This is a genomic window from Peribacillus sp. 05N428 (assembly GCF_056397085.1).
In genome coordinates this window covers 42,878-63,241 of the sequence record NZ_JBFTMS010000017.1, presented here as the reverse complement: position 1 = coordinate 63,241, position 20,364 = coordinate 42,878, and the positions used below count along the sequence as shown (strand labels likewise).

At 37.4% G+C, this 20,364-nt stretch carries 20 protein-coding genes; 18 read left to right on the top strand and 2 right to left on the bottom strand.

What is annotated here, in order from left to right:
* Nucleotides 1-92 precede the first annotated feature (92 nt).
* The 4 genes from AC1DIV_RS16585 to AC1DIV_RS16570 all read left to right on the top strand — a co-directional run bounded on the left by AC1DIV_RS16585 (nt 93) and on the right by AC1DIV_RS16570 (nt 5,001).
* Nucleotides 93-1,364 carry an ABC transporter substrate-binding protein gene (locus tag AC1DIV_RS16585; RefSeq protein ID WP_477576916.1) on the top strand — a complete coding sequence of 424 codons (1,272 nt, stop codon included), beginning with the start codon at nt 93-95 and terminating at the stop codon, nt 1,362-1,364.
* A gap of 120 nt (nt 1,365-1,484) precedes the next feature.
* A complete protein-coding gene (locus AC1DIV_RS16580) occupies nt 1,485-2,375 on the top strand; it encodes a carbohydrate ABC transporter permease (protein WP_477576914.1) in 891 nt (296 codons plus the stop codon).
* A gap of 3 nt (nt 2,376-2,378) precedes the next feature.
* Nucleotides 2,379-3,209 carry a carbohydrate ABC transporter permease gene (locus AC1DIV_RS16575; protein ID WP_289350498.1) on the top strand — a complete coding sequence of 277 codons (831 nt, stop codon included), beginning with the start codon at nt 2,379-2,381 and terminating at the stop codon, nt 3,207-3,209.
* 28 nt (nt 3,210-3,237) lie between these two features.
* On the top strand, nt 3,238-5,001 hold the full coding sequence (locus tag AC1DIV_RS16570; RefSeq protein WP_477576912.1) for a glycoside hydrolase family 2 protein: 1,764 nt from the start codon (nt 3,238-3,240) through the stop codon (nt 4,999-5,001).
* 152 nt (nt 5,002-5,153) lie between these two features.
* Here AC1DIV_RS16570 and AC1DIV_RS16565 read toward each other — a convergent pair whose 3' ends face one another.
* Complete coding sequence (locus tag AC1DIV_RS16565; RefSeq protein WP_477576911.1) at nt 5,154-6,392, bottom strand: ROK family transcriptional regulator; 1,239 nt, start codon at nt 6,390-6,392, stop codon at nt 5,154-5,156.
* Between the two features lie 963 nt (nt 6,393-7,355).
* On the opposite strand from AC1DIV_RS16565, the gene AC1DIV_RS16560 reads away from it, so the two are divergent.
* Both AC1DIV_RS16560 and AC1DIV_RS16555 read left to right on the top strand, forming a co-directional pair.
* Complete coding sequence (locus AC1DIV_RS16560; protein WP_477576909.1) at nt 7,356-7,802, top strand: hypothetical protein; 447 nt, start codon at nt 7,356-7,358, stop codon at nt 7,800-7,802.
* Nucleotides 7,751-8,179 (top strand): SGNH/GDSL hydrolase family protein, encoded by a 429-nt coding sequence (locus tag AC1DIV_RS16555; RefSeq protein ID WP_477576908.1) that lies wholly within the window; start codon nt 7,751-7,753, stop codon nt 8,177-8,179. Before AC1DIV_RS16560 ends, AC1DIV_RS16555 begins: the two co-directional genes overlap by 52 nt.
* A 102-nt stretch (nt 8,180-8,281) precedes the next feature.
* On the opposite strand, the gene AC1DIV_RS16550 is transcribed toward AC1DIV_RS16555, so the two are convergent.
* Nucleotides 8,282-8,611 (bottom strand): helix-turn-helix domain-containing protein, encoded by a 330-nt coding sequence (locus AC1DIV_RS16550; protein WP_477576906.1) that lies wholly within the window; start codon nt 8,609-8,611, stop codon nt 8,282-8,284.
* 475 nt (nt 8,612-9,086) lie between these two features.
* Here AC1DIV_RS16550 and AC1DIV_RS16545 point away from each other — a divergent pair, with 475 nt between their 5' ends.
* The 12 genes from AC1DIV_RS16545 to AC1DIV_RS16490 all read left to right on the top strand — a co-directional run bounded on the left by AC1DIV_RS16545 (nt 9,087) and on the right by AC1DIV_RS16490 (nt 20,361).
* Entirely contained in the window at nt 9,087-9,767 is a 681-nt protein-coding gene (locus AC1DIV_RS16545) for a YveK family protein (protein WP_101222740.1), read from the top strand.
* Nucleotides 9,768-9,796: 29 nt separating this feature from the next.
* Nucleotides 9,797-10,483 (top strand): CpsD/CapB family tyrosine-protein kinase, encoded by a 687-nt coding sequence (locus AC1DIV_RS16540; RefSeq protein WP_477576944.1) that lies wholly within the window; start codon nt 9,797-9,799, stop codon nt 10,481-10,483.
* Between the two features lie 143 nt (nt 10,484-10,626).
* Nucleotides 10,627-11,391, top strand: coding sequence for a tyrosine-protein phosphatase (locus AC1DIV_RS16535; RefSeq protein ID WP_101222738.1), 765 nt, complete (start codon nt 10,627-10,629; stop codon nt 11,389-11,391).
* 115 nt (nt 11,392-11,506) lie between these two features.
* The gene (gene galU / locus AC1DIV_RS16530) at nt 11,507-12,382 is read left to right on the top strand and encodes a UTP--glucose-1-phosphate uridylyltransferase GalU (RefSeq protein WP_340877086.1); all 876 of its coding nucleotides are present in this window, start codon (nt 11,507-11,509) and stop codon (nt 12,380-12,382) included.
* A 56-nt stretch (nt 12,383-12,438) separates the two neighbouring features.
* Nucleotides 12,439-13,095, top strand: coding sequence for a sugar transferase (locus tag AC1DIV_RS16525; protein ID WP_340878561.1), 657 nt, complete (start codon nt 12,439-12,441; stop codon nt 13,093-13,095).
* 17 nt (nt 13,096-13,112) lie between these two features.
* Nucleotides 13,113-14,036: a GDP-L-fucose synthase gene (gene fcl, locus AC1DIV_RS16520; RefSeq protein ID WP_340877085.1), complete on the top strand. Its 924-nt coding sequence runs from the start codon at nt 13,113-13,115 to the stop codon at nt 14,034-14,036.
* Nucleotides 14,037-14,075: 39 nt separating this feature from the next.
* The gene (gene gmd / locus AC1DIV_RS16515; RefSeq protein ID WP_477576904.1) at nt 14,076-15,155 is read left to right on the top strand and encodes a GDP-mannose 4,6-dehydratase; all 1,080 of its coding nucleotides are present in this window, start codon (nt 14,076-14,078) and stop codon (nt 15,153-15,155) included.
* Between the two features lie 311 nt (nt 15,156-15,466).
* Entirely contained in the window at nt 15,467-16,732 is a 1,266-nt protein-coding gene (locus tag AC1DIV_RS16510; protein ID WP_477576902.1) for a glycosyltransferase family 4 protein, read from the top strand.
* A gap of 14 nt (nt 16,733-16,746) precedes the next feature.
* Nucleotides 16,747-17,298, top strand: coding sequence for an acyltransferase (locus AC1DIV_RS16505; RefSeq protein WP_477576901.1), 552 nt, complete (start codon nt 16,747-16,749; stop codon nt 17,296-17,298).
* Nucleotides 17,299-17,666: 368 nt separating this feature from the next.
* On the top strand, nt 17,667-18,572 hold the full coding sequence (locus tag AC1DIV_RS16500; RefSeq protein ID WP_477576899.1) for a glycosyltransferase family 2 protein: 906 nt from the start codon (nt 17,667-17,669) through the stop codon (nt 18,570-18,572).
* Complete coding sequence (locus AC1DIV_RS16495; protein ID WP_477576897.1) at nt 18,569-19,201, top strand: CatB-related O-acetyltransferase; 633 nt, start codon at nt 18,569-18,571, stop codon at nt 19,199-19,201. The genes AC1DIV_RS16500 and AC1DIV_RS16495 overlap by 4 nt, the downstream gene beginning before the upstream one ends.
* Nucleotides 19,198-20,361, top strand: coding sequence for a glycosyltransferase family 4 protein (locus AC1DIV_RS16490; protein WP_477576896.1), 1,164 nt, complete (start codon nt 19,198-19,200; stop codon nt 20,359-20,361). Before AC1DIV_RS16495 ends, AC1DIV_RS16490 begins: the two co-directional genes overlap by 4 nt.
* Nucleotides 20,362-20,364 lie beyond the last annotated feature (3 nt).

Sequence of the window (20,364 nt, the reverse complement as noted above, 5' to 3'; positions counted from 1 at the left end):
ATTTAATTAACTTAAGTCACTTGAACTTTTACACTAGTAATAAAGCTTCTACAGAAGCAATAAACGATTTCTACATAAGGGGGAAAATGGGAATGAAGAAGAAAAAGTGGCTTGGCGTTGCAATGACAGCGGCACTTGCGATCGGTTCATTAGCTGGCTGTGCTGAAAAGGAATCAGGTTCATCGACTGACGACGGGGGCAAAAGCAATAAAATAACTTATTGGGCCCCGTTCTCAGGTGCGGATGGTCCGCGTATGAAGGAAATTGTAGCAAACTACAATAAGTCTCAAGACAAATACGAGGTGGATTTACAGATCATACCTCAAACAGACTACTATAAAACGGTTGACCTTGGGTTCTCCGGCCAAAAGAATGCTCCAGATTTAATGATCATGCATACGGATCAGCTTACAAACTATGCTGAAAAAAATCTATTAAAAGACATGACAGACACGATTGAAAAAAATGGAGTAAATGCTGAAGATTATTCAGATACGGCTTGGCAGGGCGGAACGATTGACGGGAAGCAATATACCATTCCTTTAGATATTCACCCCTTAGTCATGTACTACAATAAAGATATGTTTAAAGCGGCCGGCCTTGATCCGGAGAAGCCGCCAACTAACCGTGAAGAGTTCGTGGCTGCTGCTAAGAAGCTTACAGACGAGTCCAAAAAGCAATATGGGTTCGTAGTGCCGACTCTATGGCCAAATCAATTCATCTATCCAACTGTCTTCTTCCAGAATGGCGGTGAATTGCTTAAGGATGGCAAACCTAATTACAACAGCCCTGAAGGTGTCGAGGCATTAACCTTCTTACGTGATCTGGTACAAAAAGACAAAGTATCACCTGCCAACGTTCAACAAGATGGAGAAGTGACCCTTTTCCTTCAAGGCAAAAATGCCATGCAGTTAAACGGTCCTTGGATGATGGAACAATGGGATAAAGCGGGCATTAACTACGGTGTGGCACCAGTCCCTACATTAGGTACAAAACAGCAGGCAGTCTATGCAAACGGTCATAATTTTGCGATTCCCGCTACTGTAAAGGATTCTAAAAAACTCGAAGGAATCTCAGATTTCTTGAAATATGTTGGGGACAACACAATGGAGTGGGCTCAATCAGGCCAGGCTCCAGCTTCAAAAGCAATCTATGAGAAAAATGAAGAATTTAAAAAGATGGTTCAGCAGCCACAAGTTGCTAAAGAGTTCGAATATGCTAAATTCGCTCCGCGCGTAGCTAACTGGGGTCAAATATCAGAGCCACTATGGGCTGAAGTCAACCTTGCATTATTAGGCAAGAAAGACCCTCAAAAAGCTTTGGACGATGCTAACAAAAAAGCAGAACAAATAATGAAAAAGTAACTGTAAAAGGAGGACGGCCAGGTGACTAGTGAAAACTAACCTGCTCGCCTCTTCTTAATTATTACGACTTAAATGATTTCTAGGCGGCTAGATTATTTCATTGAAAGGGGGAGAGGCAATATGGACCAAACGAACTGGAAATCCAAACTAACTTCTAGTCTTTTCGTGCTTCCCTATTTGTTTCTGTTTACTGTTTTCCTTTTAATCCCCATTATCTATGGAGCATGGATGAGCTTGCACAATTGGGATTTACTCAATCTTGTCCATGAATTTGTAGGATTGGATAATTATCTAAAGATATTTGATTCGGAATCTTATTTGAACGATTTGTTCTTCGAAGGTCTTAAAAACACTCTACTATTCGTTATATTCAGTGTCCCTTTATTAGTGGGTATAGGACTTGGGCTGGCACTATTAATTGATAATCTGCCTGGCAGGCTTAAAGGTTTATTCCGCACCATGTACTTTATCCCTTATTCAGTATCCGTTTCAGTAGTAGCGATCATCTGGCTATGGCTTCTTGATACAAATAGCGGGCTGGTAAATGGGTATCTCCAGGCTCTCCACTTGCCAAGCATTCCATGGCTGACGGATTTGCCATGGGCATGGGTTTCCATTATTATTGCCACTCTCTGGTGGACGATAGGGTTTAACATGGTCATTTTCATTAACGCACTAAATGATGTTTCTGAAGAACTATATGAAGCAGGTTCCCTTGACGGCGCTTCAAGATGGCAGCGTTTCATCTATATAACCTTGCCGAGCATCAAGCCAACCATGCTGTTTGTATTGATTACATCAACAATAGCTTCGTTTAATATTTATGGCCAGCCGTACTTGATGACAAGGGGCGGTCCGGGAACCGAAACAAAGGTTTTATTGATGAACATTGTGGATGAAGCATTTGAACAAAGGCAATTGGGAAATGCAGCTGCCATGTCACTTATGATGGCGTTGATCATGATCATCATCTCTGTCGTTCAGCTGCGCATCACGAATCGAAAGGAGTAGGGTATGCAAAGAAAAGCGAGTAAAGCGGTTATTGTCATCCTGGCCATTCTTATTGGCTTAATGTTTCTAGTTCCAATCTTCTGGATGCTTGCTACTTCTTTCAAAAGTGACCAGGAAGCATTTACGGCTGGCCTGAAGTGGCTGCCGGAAGTTTTTACTCTTGAAAATTATACATATGCGCTTTCAGGTGATGGAGAAACTCCAGTATTATCATGGATGGCCAATTCACTTTTTGTTGGTATTATCGGAACTCTTATTGTTCTGGTCGTTGATACATTGGCCGCATATGGTCTTGCACGATTGGACGTTCCTTTTAAAAAGCTGTTGATCGGGTTGTTTATCGGATCCTTAACCATTCCGTGGGTCATAACATTCCTTCCATTATATATGGAATTTAATACATTGGGTCTTCTGGATACGTATGCCGTGTTAATCCTGCCTTATTCAGCTAATGCTTTCGGGGTTTTCCTTCTCTATCAATATTTCAGAACATTCCCAAGGGAGCTTGAAGAAGCGGCCTTCCTTGACGGAGCAAATAAATGGCAAGTTTTCACGAAGGTCGTATTGCCTTCAGCACGTCCTGTCATCTGGACACTTGGAATCTTCACATTTATGGGAATATACAACGACTTCCTATGGCCATTAGTGACAACGAGTTCACCTGAAATGAGAACGATCACAACTGGTATCGCGATCATGCAGCAGGGAAGTTTCGTTTCATCACCGGCAAAATTAATGGCGTTAACGTCCATTGCAACGATACCGGCCGTCATTTTATTTATCATTGGTCAGCGCTCTTTTATTAAAGGCGTGAACCAAACAGGAATTAAATAATATTCACTTTAGAAGGGATTGAAAATACATGTCTATTCCACGCAATGAATATCCACGTCCCCAGTTTGTTCGTAAAGAATGGGAAAACTTGAACGGACAATGGGACTTTGCATTTGATGATGAAAATAAAGGCCTTTCGGAAAAGTGGTTTGAGCAATTTCCATCAGGACAAACCATTACTGTCCCTTTTGCCTTCCAAACGGAAATGAGCGGAATTAACGACCCGGCTTTCCATGATGTAGTTTGGTATCACCGCAGAATCATGATTCCTGAAAAGTGGTCCGGCAAGCAGATTCAGCTGCATTTCGGGGCCGTTGACTACCGTTCATGGGTTTATGTGAATGGGAACCTTGCCTATCACCATGAAGGGGGACATACTCCTTTTTCAGTCAACATCACTCACCTTTTGAAAAATGATGGCAGGGAGGATGAAGTGACGGTCCGTGTGGAAGATCCATCTGAGGATGTAACGATTCCAAGGGGGAAGCAATACTGGCATGAAAAATCGGAATCTATCTTTTACACGAGAACAACTGGAATCTGGCAGACTGTCTGGATGGAGCCATGTGAACAGACTAGCTTAAGTGCCATTCGCTGGACACCCGAAATTGATCGTGGTGATATTGACCTGGAATTTGAAATTGAAGGCGGCTTACCTGAAGGGGTATCACTTTCTGTTGACATCTCATTTAAGGGGAAAAAACTCATCTCTGATTCTTCAAATCTATTTGAAACGTATAATAAACGAAGCTACAACCTGCGTAACCGTTTCACCGACAGAAGCAATATCCATGGGCCGGGTTACTACTGGTCCCCTGAGCACCCACATTTATTTGAGGCAACGCTGACGTTGAAAAATGGGGAGCAGATCCTGGATCAGATCGAAACCTATTTTGGAATGAGGAAAGTGTCCATCGATAACGGCATTTTCATGCTGAACAATATGCCTTATTACCAAAAGCTTATCCTTGATCAGGGGTACTTCCCTAAGGCATTGATTACAGCCCCGTCTGATGAAGCATTAAAAAGGGACATCGAGCTTGCTAAGGAAATGGGCTTCAACGGGGCAAGAAAACATCAGAAGGTTGAGGATCCTCGTTTCCTTTACTGGGCAGACAAACTCGGCTTTCTCGTTTGGGGCGAAATGGCTAATGCTTCCGAGTACAGTGAAGAAGCTGCCAGACGTTTAGCCACTGAATGGTTTGATGTCGTCAAGAGAGACTATAGCCATCCTTCCATTATCGTATGGCTTCCGCTTAATGAAAGCTGGGGTATCTCAAGGGTAGCCTATGACAAACAGCAACAGGCACACGCAACATCCATGTACTGGCAGACCAAATCAATTGACCAATCGCGTCCAGTTCTTTCCAACGACGGGTGGGAGCATACGATTTCTGATATTTGCGGCATACATAACTACCGCAGTGCAGAAGAAATGAGTAATGCCTATAAAGACGTGGATAGTGCGATTTCCACCACACCTGCAAACCGGGTGATTTATGCTCAGGGCTACTCTTACGGTGGAGAACCGATTTTAATAACGGAATACGGCGGAATTGCTTTTAAAATGGACGAAACAGAAGGATGGGGCTACTCAGCCGTACAATCCTCTGAAGACCTAGTGGAAGAATATCGCAAAGTAACGGATGCTCTATTCAATAGTCCAGTGATACAGGGGTTTTGTTACACTCAGTTAACCGATGTGGAGCAGGAAATCAACGGATTGCTGACTTATGATCGAGAACCAAAGTGTGATCTCAGCAAAATAAGAGAAATAAATAATAAGAAATAATGATGAAGAATACCTGTGCTCATAAGAGTGCAGGTTTTTTTATGGATATAAATGAATGGTTGAATGATGTGTTGAAAGTGGGGGGAATAGGAGAAATCATGAAGACAGTATGGGTTAAGGTGATATAAAGACGTCAGAACCGCAGCTGCCGCTCAATGAGCAGCAGCTGATTCTGTGTTTCTTGAAGTAAATAGTTCAGCCAGGATGAGAGCAACGGCACCCATCGCAGTAGCATCATCGCCGAATTTAGAAAGGATGATTTCCGTTTGTTTGGCTGGATTTGTCAATGCCCGCTGGTTAACGGTTTGAATGATGTTATCCATAATTAAATCGCCGGCATTGGAGACACCGCCCCCGATGATGATTCGTCTGGGATTTACAGTGTGGATTACATTGGTTATCCCCACTCCCAAATATCTGCCTGCCTGCTGCAGGGCCGTTTTGCATAAAGTATCGCCCTCTAGAGCCGATGAATAAATTAATTCTCCCGTAACCTTTTCAAGGTCGCCGTTGGTCAGATTAGTAAGCAAACTGGAGTGGCCTAGCCGCATTTCTTTTTTTACCCATTCGACAATGGACGGACCTGAAGCAAACGTTTGTAAACAGCCGTAATTGCCGCACGTACATTGTGGCCCATCGATATCGATAATCATATGTCCGATTTCACCGCTAATAAAATGGCTGCCATGATAAAGCTTACCATTAATGATGATCCCCGCACCGATCCCGCGCCCCACATTTATACAAACAAAGCTGTCAATGCCTGCGCCGTTCCCGAACCAGAGTTCACCAAGGCTCATTGCCCGGCCGTCATTCTCCACCTTTACCATCATATTAAACCGCTCTTCAAGCACTCTTTTAATAGGAATGTCCTGCAGGTTCAAGTTGGGAGCAAAAACGGAGCTACCCTGCTCCACATCTACAATTCCGTGCATACCTACGCCTATACCGACTATTTTCTCCTCATCTATTTTAGTATGATTTAGAATGCCGCTGACAGAATCAATCATTAAAGATAGAAGAGCTTCGTTCGTAGTTTGTGCTGGAAGAGGAACAACCGATTTTTTAATAACTTTGCCTGTAATGCCAGTCAGGATAGTTTTGATATTCTGTGATCCCACATCCATACCGATGACATGAAACATATCTTCACTTAACGTTAATAGAGTCGGCTTGCGGCCGCCGCTCGATTCACCCAGGTTTCGTTCGATGACAATCTCAGCCTCCAGTAACTCTTTTACAAAACTGCTTACAGTCGGAGGCGTAAGCTTTGTAAGCTTGGCAATATCTGCCCTGGAAATCGGGCCCTTTTCCCGAATAATATTTAAAATTAAAGAACGATTAATTGATTTCATCAGCTTGAAACTGCCCCTGAGAAGGTTCTTTCCCATTTATCTTCCCCCATTTAAGTTTCTTAATTAAATTTAATTATAAACTAAGTCGCAAAGGTATAAAACCATAAATGGGTGATAATCTCTTTGTACTTATAAAAAAGAAGGCTGTATCCTTATTGCTGCCGGTGAATCCGCTAAAACCAGAGGAAATTGCTTGGGGCGTTCATTTGTTTTTTTGAGCATAAATAATCTTAATGAAAATTATGGGTATCAAAGTTGAGAGATCTAGAAGATAAAACTGCACCTGCGAAACAGGCGGGAAGTGGGGGAGGTGTCCATAGGGACAAAAAAGAGGGCAAAGCGGAATTAGACTCAAACTATTATAATTAAAGGAGTGTTTGTTCGGCATTGCAAGAGTTTGTCTCGACCAAAGCAAAATAAAAAGAGCCCTAGGGCTCTAAAATAAACTATTAATGATCAATTTTATCCATCCAATAAAAGAAATCCATAACGGTATGCTCAAAGATGTACCAAACAAAAGTCCTTTAAAGAAATTCCCTTCATTCTCACCTATCATATAGAACACACCTCTCGGCTTGGTTTTCTTGTGATAATTATAAATGAAAGCGCTTTCTTTGTACATGAGACATTAGAAGCAATTACTTTACAATTTAATCCTTAAGATTTAGCTGACAAGTTGAATCTGTCGGCTTACTCATAAAATAACTATTTTGCAGCAACTTAATTAGGTACAGCTATCCAATATGAGTAATTGCTAGGTATCCCGGTATCCCTCCTGATAATAAAATACCCTTAAAAGGCGAAGACGGTACCATAACAATGTCGAGTGTTGTCGGAATAAATTGGAAGAATATTCTTTATCGAAAAAAATTTGATAGTTATAATTAATGAGAGAAAAATAACCGGAAAATGTGAAATAGATTTCTAGTAGCAGTACAAAAATAAGAGTTTTACTCTATATTATAAGGCTTCCATGTCAGTCACTAATGTTCAATTATTATGGGAGGTAAAGATGAGGAAATATGGATTAGTCATTATCGCTGGAATTTGCTACTGCATTGGAAAAACATAAGTCAGGCAGCAGGGGGCGAGGCTAGAGAAGCTGCAGCAAAAGTGAAAGAAGAGGAAAAAGAAGAAAGGGAAGCATTGATCCAAAGTTTAAAACCGGAAAATAATAAACAGCAGCCGTTAATAGATTACCTGCAGTATAAGTCGCTTACTCAAGAAAGGGTTATTGTTTCCCTATTGGGAAGTAACGGTACCTCAGGAACCGGGGCAAGTAAGATTTCCAATAGTTGGGCAGGGCTTTTAGAGAAGAGTCTGCGCGCTGACCGTGATGATCTGGAATCATTACGTTTCATTAATCATGGACATGAGGGTATTCAACAGAGGATTTGCTGGAAGGAAAGAAAATTGAAGCGGTCATTCAAGATGATCCCGATCTGATTATTTTTGAAAATCCGCTGATAAATAACCATTATCAATCATTAAGCTTGGAACAGACAAAAAAAGATTTGGAAAGCATCATGACGAAGTTACAGAAAGAGCTGCCAAATACAAAGATTCTAATACTTTCACCAAACCCAGTCGTAAATGGTAAAACGGAGAATAGTTTAGGGTTGAATTATTTGGATTATATTAAAGCTTCCGAGCAGGTCATCAAATCTAATAAATGGACTTATATGAATAGCAAAGAAGAAATAGAGAAGAAGCTAAAGGAAAAGAATATGAGATTGGCTGATATCCTGACGAATGATAATATCCATCCCAATGATCAAGGGCATTACATATGGTTCGAGGTGATGCAGGAATATTTTAGGTGAAAGTAGTAATACACATAGAAATAAAAGGAGGAAAAGTGGCTATAACCGCTTTTCCTCCTTTTATAGTTTTTGGTTTTCTTAAGAAGCTAAAAGAAAGCGGTATCATACTTGCTCAATCCTTAAAGACATCAATTTTCTATCTTGAATAAACTCGCGCATTTCCTCTTTCGATATTCCAGATCCTATAACATCCTGCATAATTTCAAGCCACTCTTCATCCATGACCTTGTCTGCTTGTTCATTCAACAACAGAGCATCCACCTTTATACAAAGGATTCGAGCGATTTTTTCCAAAACTAAAATAGTAGGGTTTGTTTGAAGGTTTCTTTCCAGTGAGCTTATATAGGATTTGGCAACGCCGGATTTTGCGGAGAGTTCACTAATTGACATTTTCCTTTCTTCCCTAAGCGACTTAACTCGGTAACCTATCATTTTGACCACACCTAACCATTAATATGAAAATTATACTAATTTAAACTATCACTTTCAGTTTACACATTTTCCTTTCAGTTTTAATGATAACTAGGCACTAAAATACTTGACATTATTATATGTATAAATGGATTTTTCTGTTTTGGTAGGCATTTAGTTAGGTTTATTTCTAGAAAATATTGTTAAACAACAAAAAGAGATAACAAATTATGGGAATGAGTGTATACTTAGGTTTAATAAAATTTCAGGTGAAAATATTCTGGAAAATGAGTTATTTAGATGTGATAAATGCAATACTTCAAAAATGACAATTATTTCATTTGTATTACCGCTTTCTTTTTTGTAAAATTACTTTGGTATTTGAAAAGTATTCATTCATTGTAAGTTTTATGAAAATTTCCTTGAAAATACATAAATATAGGCAATATATATGATATAATGCAATAGGTCATTTTTAACATATCAGGAGGATGAAATGGAAGAAACTATTAGTATTAATGATATTTTTAAAACATTAAAGAAACGTTGGAAGCTAATCATGCTACTGACATTGATTGCAGCTTTGATTAGTGGCACAATTTCTTATTTCTTATTAACACCCGTTTACGAATCTTCAACACAGATTCTCGTTAATCAGAAAAAATCAGAGAACCAATTGGACTCTAATCAAATACAATCCAATATCGACATGATCAATACATACAGTGTAATCATAAAAAGCCCTGCCATTTTGGAGAAGGTCATTGATGAGCTGGATTTAAAACTAAGTGTAGAACAACTTAGTGGGAAAATCACGATTAACAGCCAAGAAAACTCGCAGGTATTTTCTTTAACGGTTCAAGATAGTAATCCGACACAGGCAGTTGAGATTGCTAACACGGTTTCTTCAACTTTCCAAAAGGAAATCAAGGATATTATGAATGTCGACAATGTTAGCATACTTGCGAAGGCAGAAATAAAGGAAAATCCTACTCCTGTAAAACCTAATCCATTAATGAATATCGCCATTGCGGTGGTCGTCGGATTAATGGCTGGAGTCGGCTTGGCATTTCTCCTGGAGTATATGGATAATACGATTAGAGACGAAAAGGATATTGAGACACTCCTTGACTTACCATTACTTGGATCCATTCAAAAAATATCGCAACATAAATAAAGAACCATTCAGTGACATTAAGAAAGGAAGTGGGATTTTTGAGAAGTAAAGATGAAAAACAAGTGAATTTAATTGCGCAGACTAATCCTAAATCGCCTATTACAGAACAATACCGATTAATTAGGACAAACATACAATTCTCTTCCGTTGATAAAGAAATCAAAACCATTGTGGTTACTTCATCGGAGCCAAATGATGGGAAATCAACGACAGCTGCCAACCTAGCGATTGTGCTTGCTCAAGAAGAGAAAAATGTATTACTTGTGGATGCGGACTTAAGGAAACCATCGGTTCATTATGCTTTTAACCTTAGTAATATACATGGACTTACTAGCGTATTGACAAAGAAAATGGGCTTAAGAAAAACTATCTTGAATTCAAATGTTTCGAATTTAGACATTTTAACAAGTGGGCCGATACCACCTAATCCTTCAGAGTTATTAAATTCAAAAGCGATAGAAACAGTCATTGATGAACTAAAAGAAATCTATGATTATATCATTTTTGATACACCGCCCGTTCTGGTAGTACCGGATTCCCAGATTGTAGCTAATAAATGTGATGGCGTGATCATGGTAGTGGCAAGCGGCAAGACAAACAAACAAAGTGCAGTAAAAGCAAAGGAGCTTTTACTGAAAGCTAACACATCCTTGCTTGGAGTCGTTTTGAATGGTGTTGAAACGGATAACAGCAATTATTATTACTATAAATCTTAAAGAAAATAAAACGAAATTCGACAAAATAACACCCTGTTTAATGACAGTTTTATATGCTACTATTAACCAGGGTATTAATTCCTATATGATTTCTTAGTGAAAAAGTCTGGTATTCCAATTTGTTAAAAGGAAGTGTGTGAAATTTGATTGACATACATTGTCACATTCTACCAGGAGTTGATGATGGATCCGCTGACATGAAGGAAAGCATGAACATGGCAAGAAAAGCGGTAGAAGCAGGAATCAGCCATTTATATGCCACTCCTCACCACTTAAATGAGAAATATGTAAATGTTAAGAATGATATCATTAACCGTGCAGTGAGATTAAATGAGAGTTTACAACAAGCCAATATTCCTCTTATTATTCATCCCGGTCAAGAAGTAAGAATACACCGAGACATATTTATTTCGCTTGAAAAGGAAGAAATCCTAACGCTAGATGATAACGGTAGGTATTTGCTACTAGAGCTTCCGTCGGGAAGTGTCCCTACATACACCCAAGAAGTGATTTATGAGCTACTGCTAAAAGGAATAACGCCGATTATTGTACACCCGGAAAGAAATAAAGAATTGATAGAGAATCATAAACTATTATTTGAATTGGTCGAAGAAGGTGCTTTAACTCAACTTACCTCTGGTAGTATTATCGGTCTCTTTGGTAAAAATGTTAAATCATTTTCAAAAAAAATAGTGGAACATAATCTAGCTCATATTATTTCAACAGATGCCCATAATATAGGTTCGAGAGGCTTCACGTTACAACAAGCCTATGAAACTATAACAAAAGAATATGGAATAGAACGTACATTTTATTTCAAAGAAAACGCTGAACAGCTTTCAAAGGGACAAAGTCCTATTGTTGAAAAACCAGTGCCGTTCAAAAGGAAAATTTTAGGTATATTTTAGAATGATATTAAAAGATTAGGAAACGCTTTCATCATTATAATATAATTTTTGACCAGGTAAAACTATATATCGTTTTTTTTTTTTGAATAAAAGAGCTAGAAAGGGCTGATATCTAATGAAAAAAGTACGTAAAGCGATAATCCCAGCAGCAGGGTTAGGAACAAGATTCTTACCAGCTACAAAAGCCATGCCAAAGGAAATGCTTCCTATAGTAGATAAACCGACGATTCAATATATTATTGAAGAGGCTGTAGCATCCGGAATCGAGGATATTATTATTGTTACCGGAAAAGGTAAGCGGGCAATTGAAGATCATTTCGATAATGCATTTGAACTGGAAAATAATTTAATGGAAAAAAACAAATTCGAATTACTAGAAAAGGTTCAAGCTCCTTCTAAAGTGGACATTCATTACATAAGACAAAAGGAACCAAAAGGTTTAGGCCACGCAGTTTGGTGTGCAAGAAAATTTATTGGAAATGAACCATTTGCCGTTTTATTAGGTGATGATATCGTCCAATCGGAAACACCCTGCTTAAAACAATTAATGAATGAATATGATAAAACCTTATCTTCTGTCATTGGCATACAAACAGTACCTAAAGAAGAAACTCATCGTTATGGAATTGTCGATCCAAGTAACCAAAACGGTCGACGCTATGAAGTAAATAACTTTGTAGAAAAACCAGCAAAAGGAACAGCTCCATCCAATTTGGCCATCATGGGGCGATATATCTTTACGCCTGAAATATTTATGTTCTTGGAAAAACAAGAACTAGGGGCAGGCGGAGAAATTCAACTGACAGATGCCATTGAAAAATTAAACGAAATTCAACGAGTATTTGCTTATGATTTTGAAGGAAAACGTTTTGACGTTGGAGAGAAATTAGGATTCATCCAAACGACGATTGAGTTTGCTTTGAAAGATATAACCCTTAAAGATAATATTTTAGAGTTTATAGAGAACCTACTAGAAAAACAGAAGATGTAAGAAAAAATAAGAGTATAGGAGGAGCCAATTTGAAAGCTGTAGCAGTTGAGCAGAGAGTGGTATCATCATCTGACCACTTATTAACGGCTGAACAAGTAAATGCTAATTTGAGCTACTTAAGAATGAAAAGATCAATAGATATTATTGGATCACTTATAGGACTTATGATTTTATCACCCATTATTTTGCTTATAGCTATCTTAATCAAAATCGAAGACCCGAAAGGACCTATTTTTTTTAAACAAGTTCGAGTAGGAAAAGATGAAACAGAATTTCAAATGTATAAATTTAGATCAATGGTCTCCGACGCAGAAGAGCGGTTAAAAGACTTACTTGCATTGAATGAAGTATCTGGGGCTATGTTTAAAATGAAGGAAGATCCAAGGATTACGAAAATAGGGAAGTTTATTCGGAAAACGAGTATTGATGAACTACCCCAACTTTGGAATGTGCTAAAAGGAGACATGAGTTTAGTTGGGCCGCGGCCACCATTGCCTCGTGAAGTGGTAGAATATTCTTCTTATGATAGACAGAGGTTACTAGTAATACCAGGATGTACAGGGCTATGGCAGGTCAGTGGAAGAAGCAATTTGAACTTTGACCAAATGGTAATGTTGGATCTTAAGTATATAGAAGATAGAACATTTTGGTTTGATTTTAAAATTATTATTAAAACAGTGATAATGATAATAGGTTCAAAGGATGCCTATTAATAGAAAGGAAATGACAGATGAATAAAAATTCGAAAATTTATGTCGCGGGACACCGCGGTTTAGTAGGTTCAGCTATATTAAGAAACCTTCAAAAAGAGGGTTATGAAAATTTAGTATTGAGAACATCCAAAGAACTAGATCTTCGTGAAAAAAATCAGGTGGATAAATTTTTTGCGGAAGAAAGACCAGAATACATTTTCTTAGCTGCGGCTAAGGTTGGCGGAATTGTTGCTAACAATGAATTTCCGGCGGATTTCATTCGCGATAATTTATTAATTCAAACCAATGTCATCGACGCTTCTTATCGTTATGGAGCTACGAAACTTTTATTTTTAGGAAGCACCTGTATTTATCCCAAAATGGCACCACAGCCATTAAAAGAAGAATATTTATTAACAGGTGAATTAGAACCAACTAATGAGCCATATGCAATTGCAAAAATTGCAGGAATTAAAATGTGCCAATCATATAATCGCCAATACGGTACAAAATATATTTCAGTAATGCCAACAAATTTATATGGTCCAGAAGATAATTTTGATTTACAAACTTCCCATGTTCTCCCTGCGCTTATTCGTAAGTTTCATGAAGCGAAGGAAAGTAATCTACCCTTTGTGGAAGTTTGGGGTACAGGAACTCCGCTTCGAGAATTTTTATATTCGGAAGACTTGGCTGATGCTTGTGTGTATTTAATGAATAATTACTCTAGCAATGAAATGGTCAATATAGGAGTAGGTCATGATCTTTCTATTAAAGAGTTAGCCGAGAAAATTAAAGCAGTTGTTGGATATACCGGTGAAATTAAATTTGATAAAACGAAACCAGATGGCACACCTAGAAAGTTAGTGGATGTTACAAAACTTAATTCACTAGGATGGAAAGCAACAACTTCTATGGATGAAGGCTTAGCAAAAGCCTATCAATGGTTTTTAGAAAATTGATTAATAAAAACTAACATAATTTTGGAGGGCACAAGGACAATGAAAATAGCATTAATAACCGGTGTAACAGGACAAGATGGATCATACTTAGCGGAGTTTTTATTGGAAAAGGGTTATGAAGTACATGGTATTATTCGTCGTAGTTCTTCCTATAATCAAGAGAGATTAGAGGATATTTTTACTATTGACGAAGCAGAAGCACTACGAAATAATGAAAATTTCCATTTACACTATGGAGATATTACTGATACATCTAATGTAATCCGTTTAATTAGTGAAATCCAACCTGATGAGATTTACAATCTAGCAGCACAATCCCATGTTCGGGTATCTTTTGATATGCCTGGATATACTTTAGATGTAGATGGAAAAGGTACACTTAATATTCTAGAAGCAGTACGGATCTTGGGTTTAACAGAGAAAACTCGTATATATCAAGCATCAACCTCTGAACTATTTGGAAAAGTGCAAGAAGTTCCACAAAAAGAAACGACACCATTTTATCCACGTTCACCGTATGGTGTTGCAAAAATTTATGGGTTTTGGATTACAAAAAACTATCGTGAATCATACAACATGTTTGCGGTAAACGGAATTCTTTTCAATCATGAATCAGAACGACGCGGTGAAACTTTTGTAACTCGTAAAATTACATTAGCTGCTGCTCGTATAGCTCAAGGCAAACAAGAGAAGCTAACTTTAGGTAATTTAGATTCATTACGTGATTGGGGTTACGCAAAAGACTATGTGGAGTGTATGTGGCTGATTCTTCAACACGATAAACCAGAAGACTTTGTTATCGCAACTGGCGAAATGCACTCAGTACGCGAATTTGTAGAGTTATCATTTCAACACCTTGGTGTTGAAATTGAATGGATTGGTCAAGGTGTAGAAGAGAAAGCTGTTAACAAAGCAACTGGAGAAGTAATTGTTGAAGTCGACCCTAAATTCTTCCGACCTGCAGAAGTAGAACAATTGTTAGGAGATCCAACAAAGTCAAGAACATTATTAGGCTGGAATCCGACAAAAACACCATTCGATGAACTAGTTCGTATCATGGTTAAAGCCGATATGAGGAAAGTTGAAAAAGAAGATAAAGTTAAGAAAATGTTTGATTAAGATAGATAGATAAAGAGTAATTATGAAGAACTTTCTACATTGCTCTTTTTCTAAATGACCTGATAAAATTATGAGAACTATAATGATAATGGAATTTTCATAGGAATCTTACAAAGAACACTAATAGCAAAATGCCTGTTATTTAATTTGATGAGAGTAATAGATACAACGATCAACCAGCAGTCTCCTGGATAAGGTCTACACACGTGACCTTTATATGAGAGATTAACTCAATGAGAAATATATAGAGGCTGCTGTCTTTGCAACGTTGTATTTGAGTGTAGCCTTAACAGATAGGGAAGATATACTACATGGTTGAAAAGATGAAAACTGAAAAGAAAAAGCTTTTAATATATGCGCATTACTATAGTCCAGATGTCGCTTCCACAGGTCAGATTCTAAAAGAACTTGCTGAAGGAATGCTTCATGCATTTGATATAACAATAATTTGTGTTGTTCCTTCCTATACCGGAAAGGTTGCTGCCGATTATAAGACAAAGATGTTTTATAAGGAAGAAATCAACGGCGTAAAGATTATTCGAATCCGTGTACCTGAATTCTCCAAGATGAAAAAAATCAGCAGAATTAAAAATATCCTCACATACTTCTTTGGAGCTATATTTGCCACATTTAAGGTTGGTAAGATGGATTATGTGTATTCTATTTCTCAACCACCTATCCTAGGAGGTCTGATTGGTGTCTGGGGGAAATGGATGAAGCACGCAAAATACATCTATAATGTTCAGGACTTTAATCCGGAGCAGACCTTGGCAGTTGGATATAGCAAGAATAAGCTAATTTTGAATGCTATGATCTGGTTAGATAAATTTAGTTGTAAACGTGCTGACAAGGTAATTGTTGTCGGTCGTGATATGATTGAAACTCTGCAAGGCAGATTTAAAGGTAAAATGGTACCCAATCATGTGTTCATTAATAACTGGATTGATGAGAAGGAGATCTATCCTCTGCTGGCAGATAATGAAAAAGTGCTAGCTTTCAAAAAAAAATATGGATTGGAAAACAAGTTCATCATTATGTATTCCGGTAACATTGGCCTTTATTATGACCTTGAAAACTTGATTCATGTCATTAAAAAGTTTAAAGAAAGGAACGATGTGGCTTTCGCATTTGTAGGAGAGGGTTCTATCCGAGATAATCTTGTTCTTTATAAGGACAAATACGATCTCAAAAATGTAACTTTCATCCCTTATCAAGATAAATCAGATTTGGTCTACAGCCTGAATGCCGGTGATGTCCACTGGTGTATTAATGCCAAAGGAATCAAGGGTGTATCCGTTCCGAGTAAGCTCTATGGAATTATTGCAGCAGGAAAACCAATCCTAGGAGTACTGGAGGAAGGTTCCGAAGCACGCTTGATTATTGATGAAACAAAGTGCGGATATGTGACTGAACCGGGCAATTACGAAGAGGTCGAAGCCATGATTGAAAGATTTCTGAACGAGAAAGGAACTAATACACCTATTGAAATGGGTGAGCGTGGAAGAGGCTATTTGGTTAAAAACCTAACCAAGAATGTTTCTATAAAGAAGTATATTGATGAGATTTCGTCTTGTTAGAGTGAGGTTAAAATATGAATAGTAACTGGTTTAAGTTATTAATGAAAGCAACAAAGGTTGAATATGGAAAGAATTTATTGTTAAAAGGTGTACCAGTTATTTTCAATAAATCTGGGGCAAAGCTCACTATCGGTGATAATGTAACCATTAATTCCTCGTTCTTATCTAATCTAGTAGGATTGTATCAGCGTACGATCATTGTCACAAGAACGCCAGAGGCAGAAATTAATATTGGAAATAACGTTGGTGTTTCTGGTGCAACGATTTATGCGAGGAAATCTATCATTATAGGAGAGAACACCAATATTGGTGGAAATGCTAAGATTCTGGATAATGATTTTCACCCTCTTGAGATTGAAGCCAGAAATGCTGATATAAAAGAAAAAATTGGCACTATACCGATTGTAATTGGAAAGAACTGTTTTATTGGATGTAATGCATTGATCTTGAAGGGAACTATACTTGGTGATGGTTGTGTAGTTGGTGCTGGAGCAGTTGTAAGTGGAAAGTTTGAAGAGAACTGTGTAATTGCTGGAAATCCAGCGAGAGTTATTAAAAAGCTCTAGTTATACGTTCTGTTTAAATAATTTCATTGATTTTTAGATAGGAATTGTTTTGAAAAGACTAGTCTATTTATAATCATATTATTCTAGTCTATTATAAATTTGAAATATTGGTTTAAGTAAATTTTTAAAGTTTCAAGAATATGCTTTATATTAGACGAAACCATCGAAACCATACACTTGTTTTATAGTATTCATTTCTGATAGTTCTCTGAGGTATTTGTTGGAATATACTTAGCATAAAAATATACGATTTATTACTGAAATGATGTTTTGGTGACACTGGAGGGTTTAGCCCTAACACTATTTATAAGTCAACGGGTCATAGATAGAAATTCGCTAGTAATAGCTGATAAATAGGAGATAATGATATGCTAGATTTAACAGTTGTCATTCTTACTAAGAATGAAGAAATGAATTTAAGAAAATGTATAGAGTCGTTTCGTGGAATAGCCAAGCGGTTTGTAATCATAGATAGTTATAGTACAGATGGTACTGAAAGACTCTGCAGTGAATTGAATAGAGAACTTTTGGCAATAGGTAGTAGACTAGACTTCTATCAAAATAATTGGGTTAATCATGCAACACAGTTTAATTGGGGATTAAAGCACACCAATATTACCACAAAGTGGTCCATGAGAATGGATGCAGATGAAGAACTGATGGAGGATTTGGTTCAGGAGATTGTTACTGAACTACCAAAAGTAAATTCAGGCGTCAATGGTGTCATCCTTCGTAGACGAGTTTACTTCATGGGGCGTTGGATTAAGTATGGAGGTCGATATCCAGAAATGCTACTTCGCATGTTCCGCACTGGAAAAGCTGTATGTGAACAGAAAATCATGGATGAACATTTAATCTTAACCGAAGGGCAAACTGTTGAATTTAAGCATGATTTTATCGATTACAATACAAAGGATTTACAATGGTGGACCAATAAACATAACTGGTATAGCAATCTTGAAGTGCTAGATTACCAGATGACAGTTGAGAGTGCTTTGAAGGAGGCAAAACTTATAGAGAATGGTGAGTCTAGCAAACAGGCTAAGATGAAGCGCAAGATTAAGAACAAGGGGTATTATAAATTTCCGAAGTTCTTTAGGGCACACATATACTTCATTTATAGATATTACATTAAGCTAGGATTCCTTGATGGTCCGGAAGGCAAAATTTTCCATTTCCTACAGGCTTATTGGTATCGTTTTTTAGTAGATGCAAAGATGTATGAATGCGAAAAATTCGGGAAACCTATGAAGGAGCAGGGAGACTTGAAGTGAGAAGATTACTGGTATTACTGAAAAATATAAGTTCATTACCATCACGATTGTTCAATAATATATCTTTAATTGCGATTTTACAGGCTGTTGAAATTGATAAAACTGCTGCAGTTTGTTCAGGTGTAAAGTTCTATCGAGGCAAACTTGGAAAGTATTCTTATATAGGCAATAGTAGCTTTGTAATTGATGCAACAATAGGCAATTTTACATCTATAGCACCTGATTGTTATATTGGCGGGACATCACATCCTATTGAGTGGGTTTCTACATCTCCTGTTTTTCATAAATGGGAAAATATAATGAAAAAGAATTTTGCTAGACATGAGTTTGAAATATTTCAAAAAACTACTATTGGAAATGATGTATGGATTGGAAATAAAGTACTAGTAAAAGCAGGGGTGAATATTGCTGATGGTGCTGTAATAGGCATGGGATCAGTAGTTACCAAAGATATAGGGCCTTTTGAGATTTGGGCTGGAAACCCTGCAAGGATGATTAAAAAGCGTTTTGATGATGAAAGTATAGGAAGACTTTTAGAGTCTCAATGGTGGAGTTGGGATGATGCAAAAATTGAAAATTTTTCTAATGATTTCACTTCAATAGAACAATTTATTAGGAGTTTAAAATGAAAATCGTTCACATGTGTTTAGGGTGCTTTTTTCCTGATAACTATTCATATCAGGAAAATATGTTACCAAAATTTCATAAAGAATTAGGCTATGAAGTAGAAGTGATTGCTTCGTTAGTTACCTTTGATAAAAATGGAAAAGGTACATTCCTAGAAAGAGGAAGTACTTATCTAAATGAATACGATATTAAGGTTACGAGACTTGATTATAAGCGGCCAGAGAAAATTCACAAGAAGTTGAAGCGGTATATTGGAACGTATTCAGCGTTAGAAGCTGCAAATCCAGATATCTTATTTATTCATGGATGCCAGTTTATGGACATGGACTTGATTGTACGTTATTTGAAAAAGCATTCCAACATTAAAGTTTATGTTGACAATCATGCTGATTTTTCAAATAGTGCAACAAATTTCTTGTCAAAGAATTTCCTTCATAAAATACTATGGAAACGTTCTGCACATATCATTGAGCCTTTCACTACAAAATTTTATGGGGTAATGCCTGCAAGGGTAGATTTTTTAATTGATGTGTATGGTTTGCCGAAGGAGAAAGTTGAGCTGTTAGTAATGGGGGCAGACGATGAGAAAGTACTTGAAGCTAAACAACCTGAGGTAAAAAAACAAATTCGTAATAAATTTAGAGTAGATGAAGAAGACTTTCTGATTATCACAGGTGGAAAGATTGATGCCTTTAAAACACAGACTTTGTTGTTGATGGAGGCTGTCGCAAGAATTGTAGATGTTAGAGTAAAATTAATTGTATTTGGATCTGTTACTCCCGAGCTTAGGGATCAGGTAAAGAATGTCTGTTTAGAAAATAAGATTCAATATATTGGTTGGATTGATTCACAGGATTCATATAAATATTTTGCTGCTGCGGATTTGGTTGTTTTTCCTGGTCGTCATTCTGTATTTTGGGAGCAAGTAGCAGCTCAAGGAATTCCGATGGTGTGTAAGTATTGGGATGGAACTACACATATTGATTTAAACGGTAATGTTGAATTTCTAAAGGAAGATTCTGTAGATGAAATCAAGTTGGTTTTAGAGAGTATTATTGGTGATAAGGAAAAATATTCAAAAATGAAGAAAGTAGCAGTAGAACAGGGCATGAAAGCTTTTTCTTATAAAGATATTTCAAAAAGAAGTATAGAAGTGAAGTGAAAA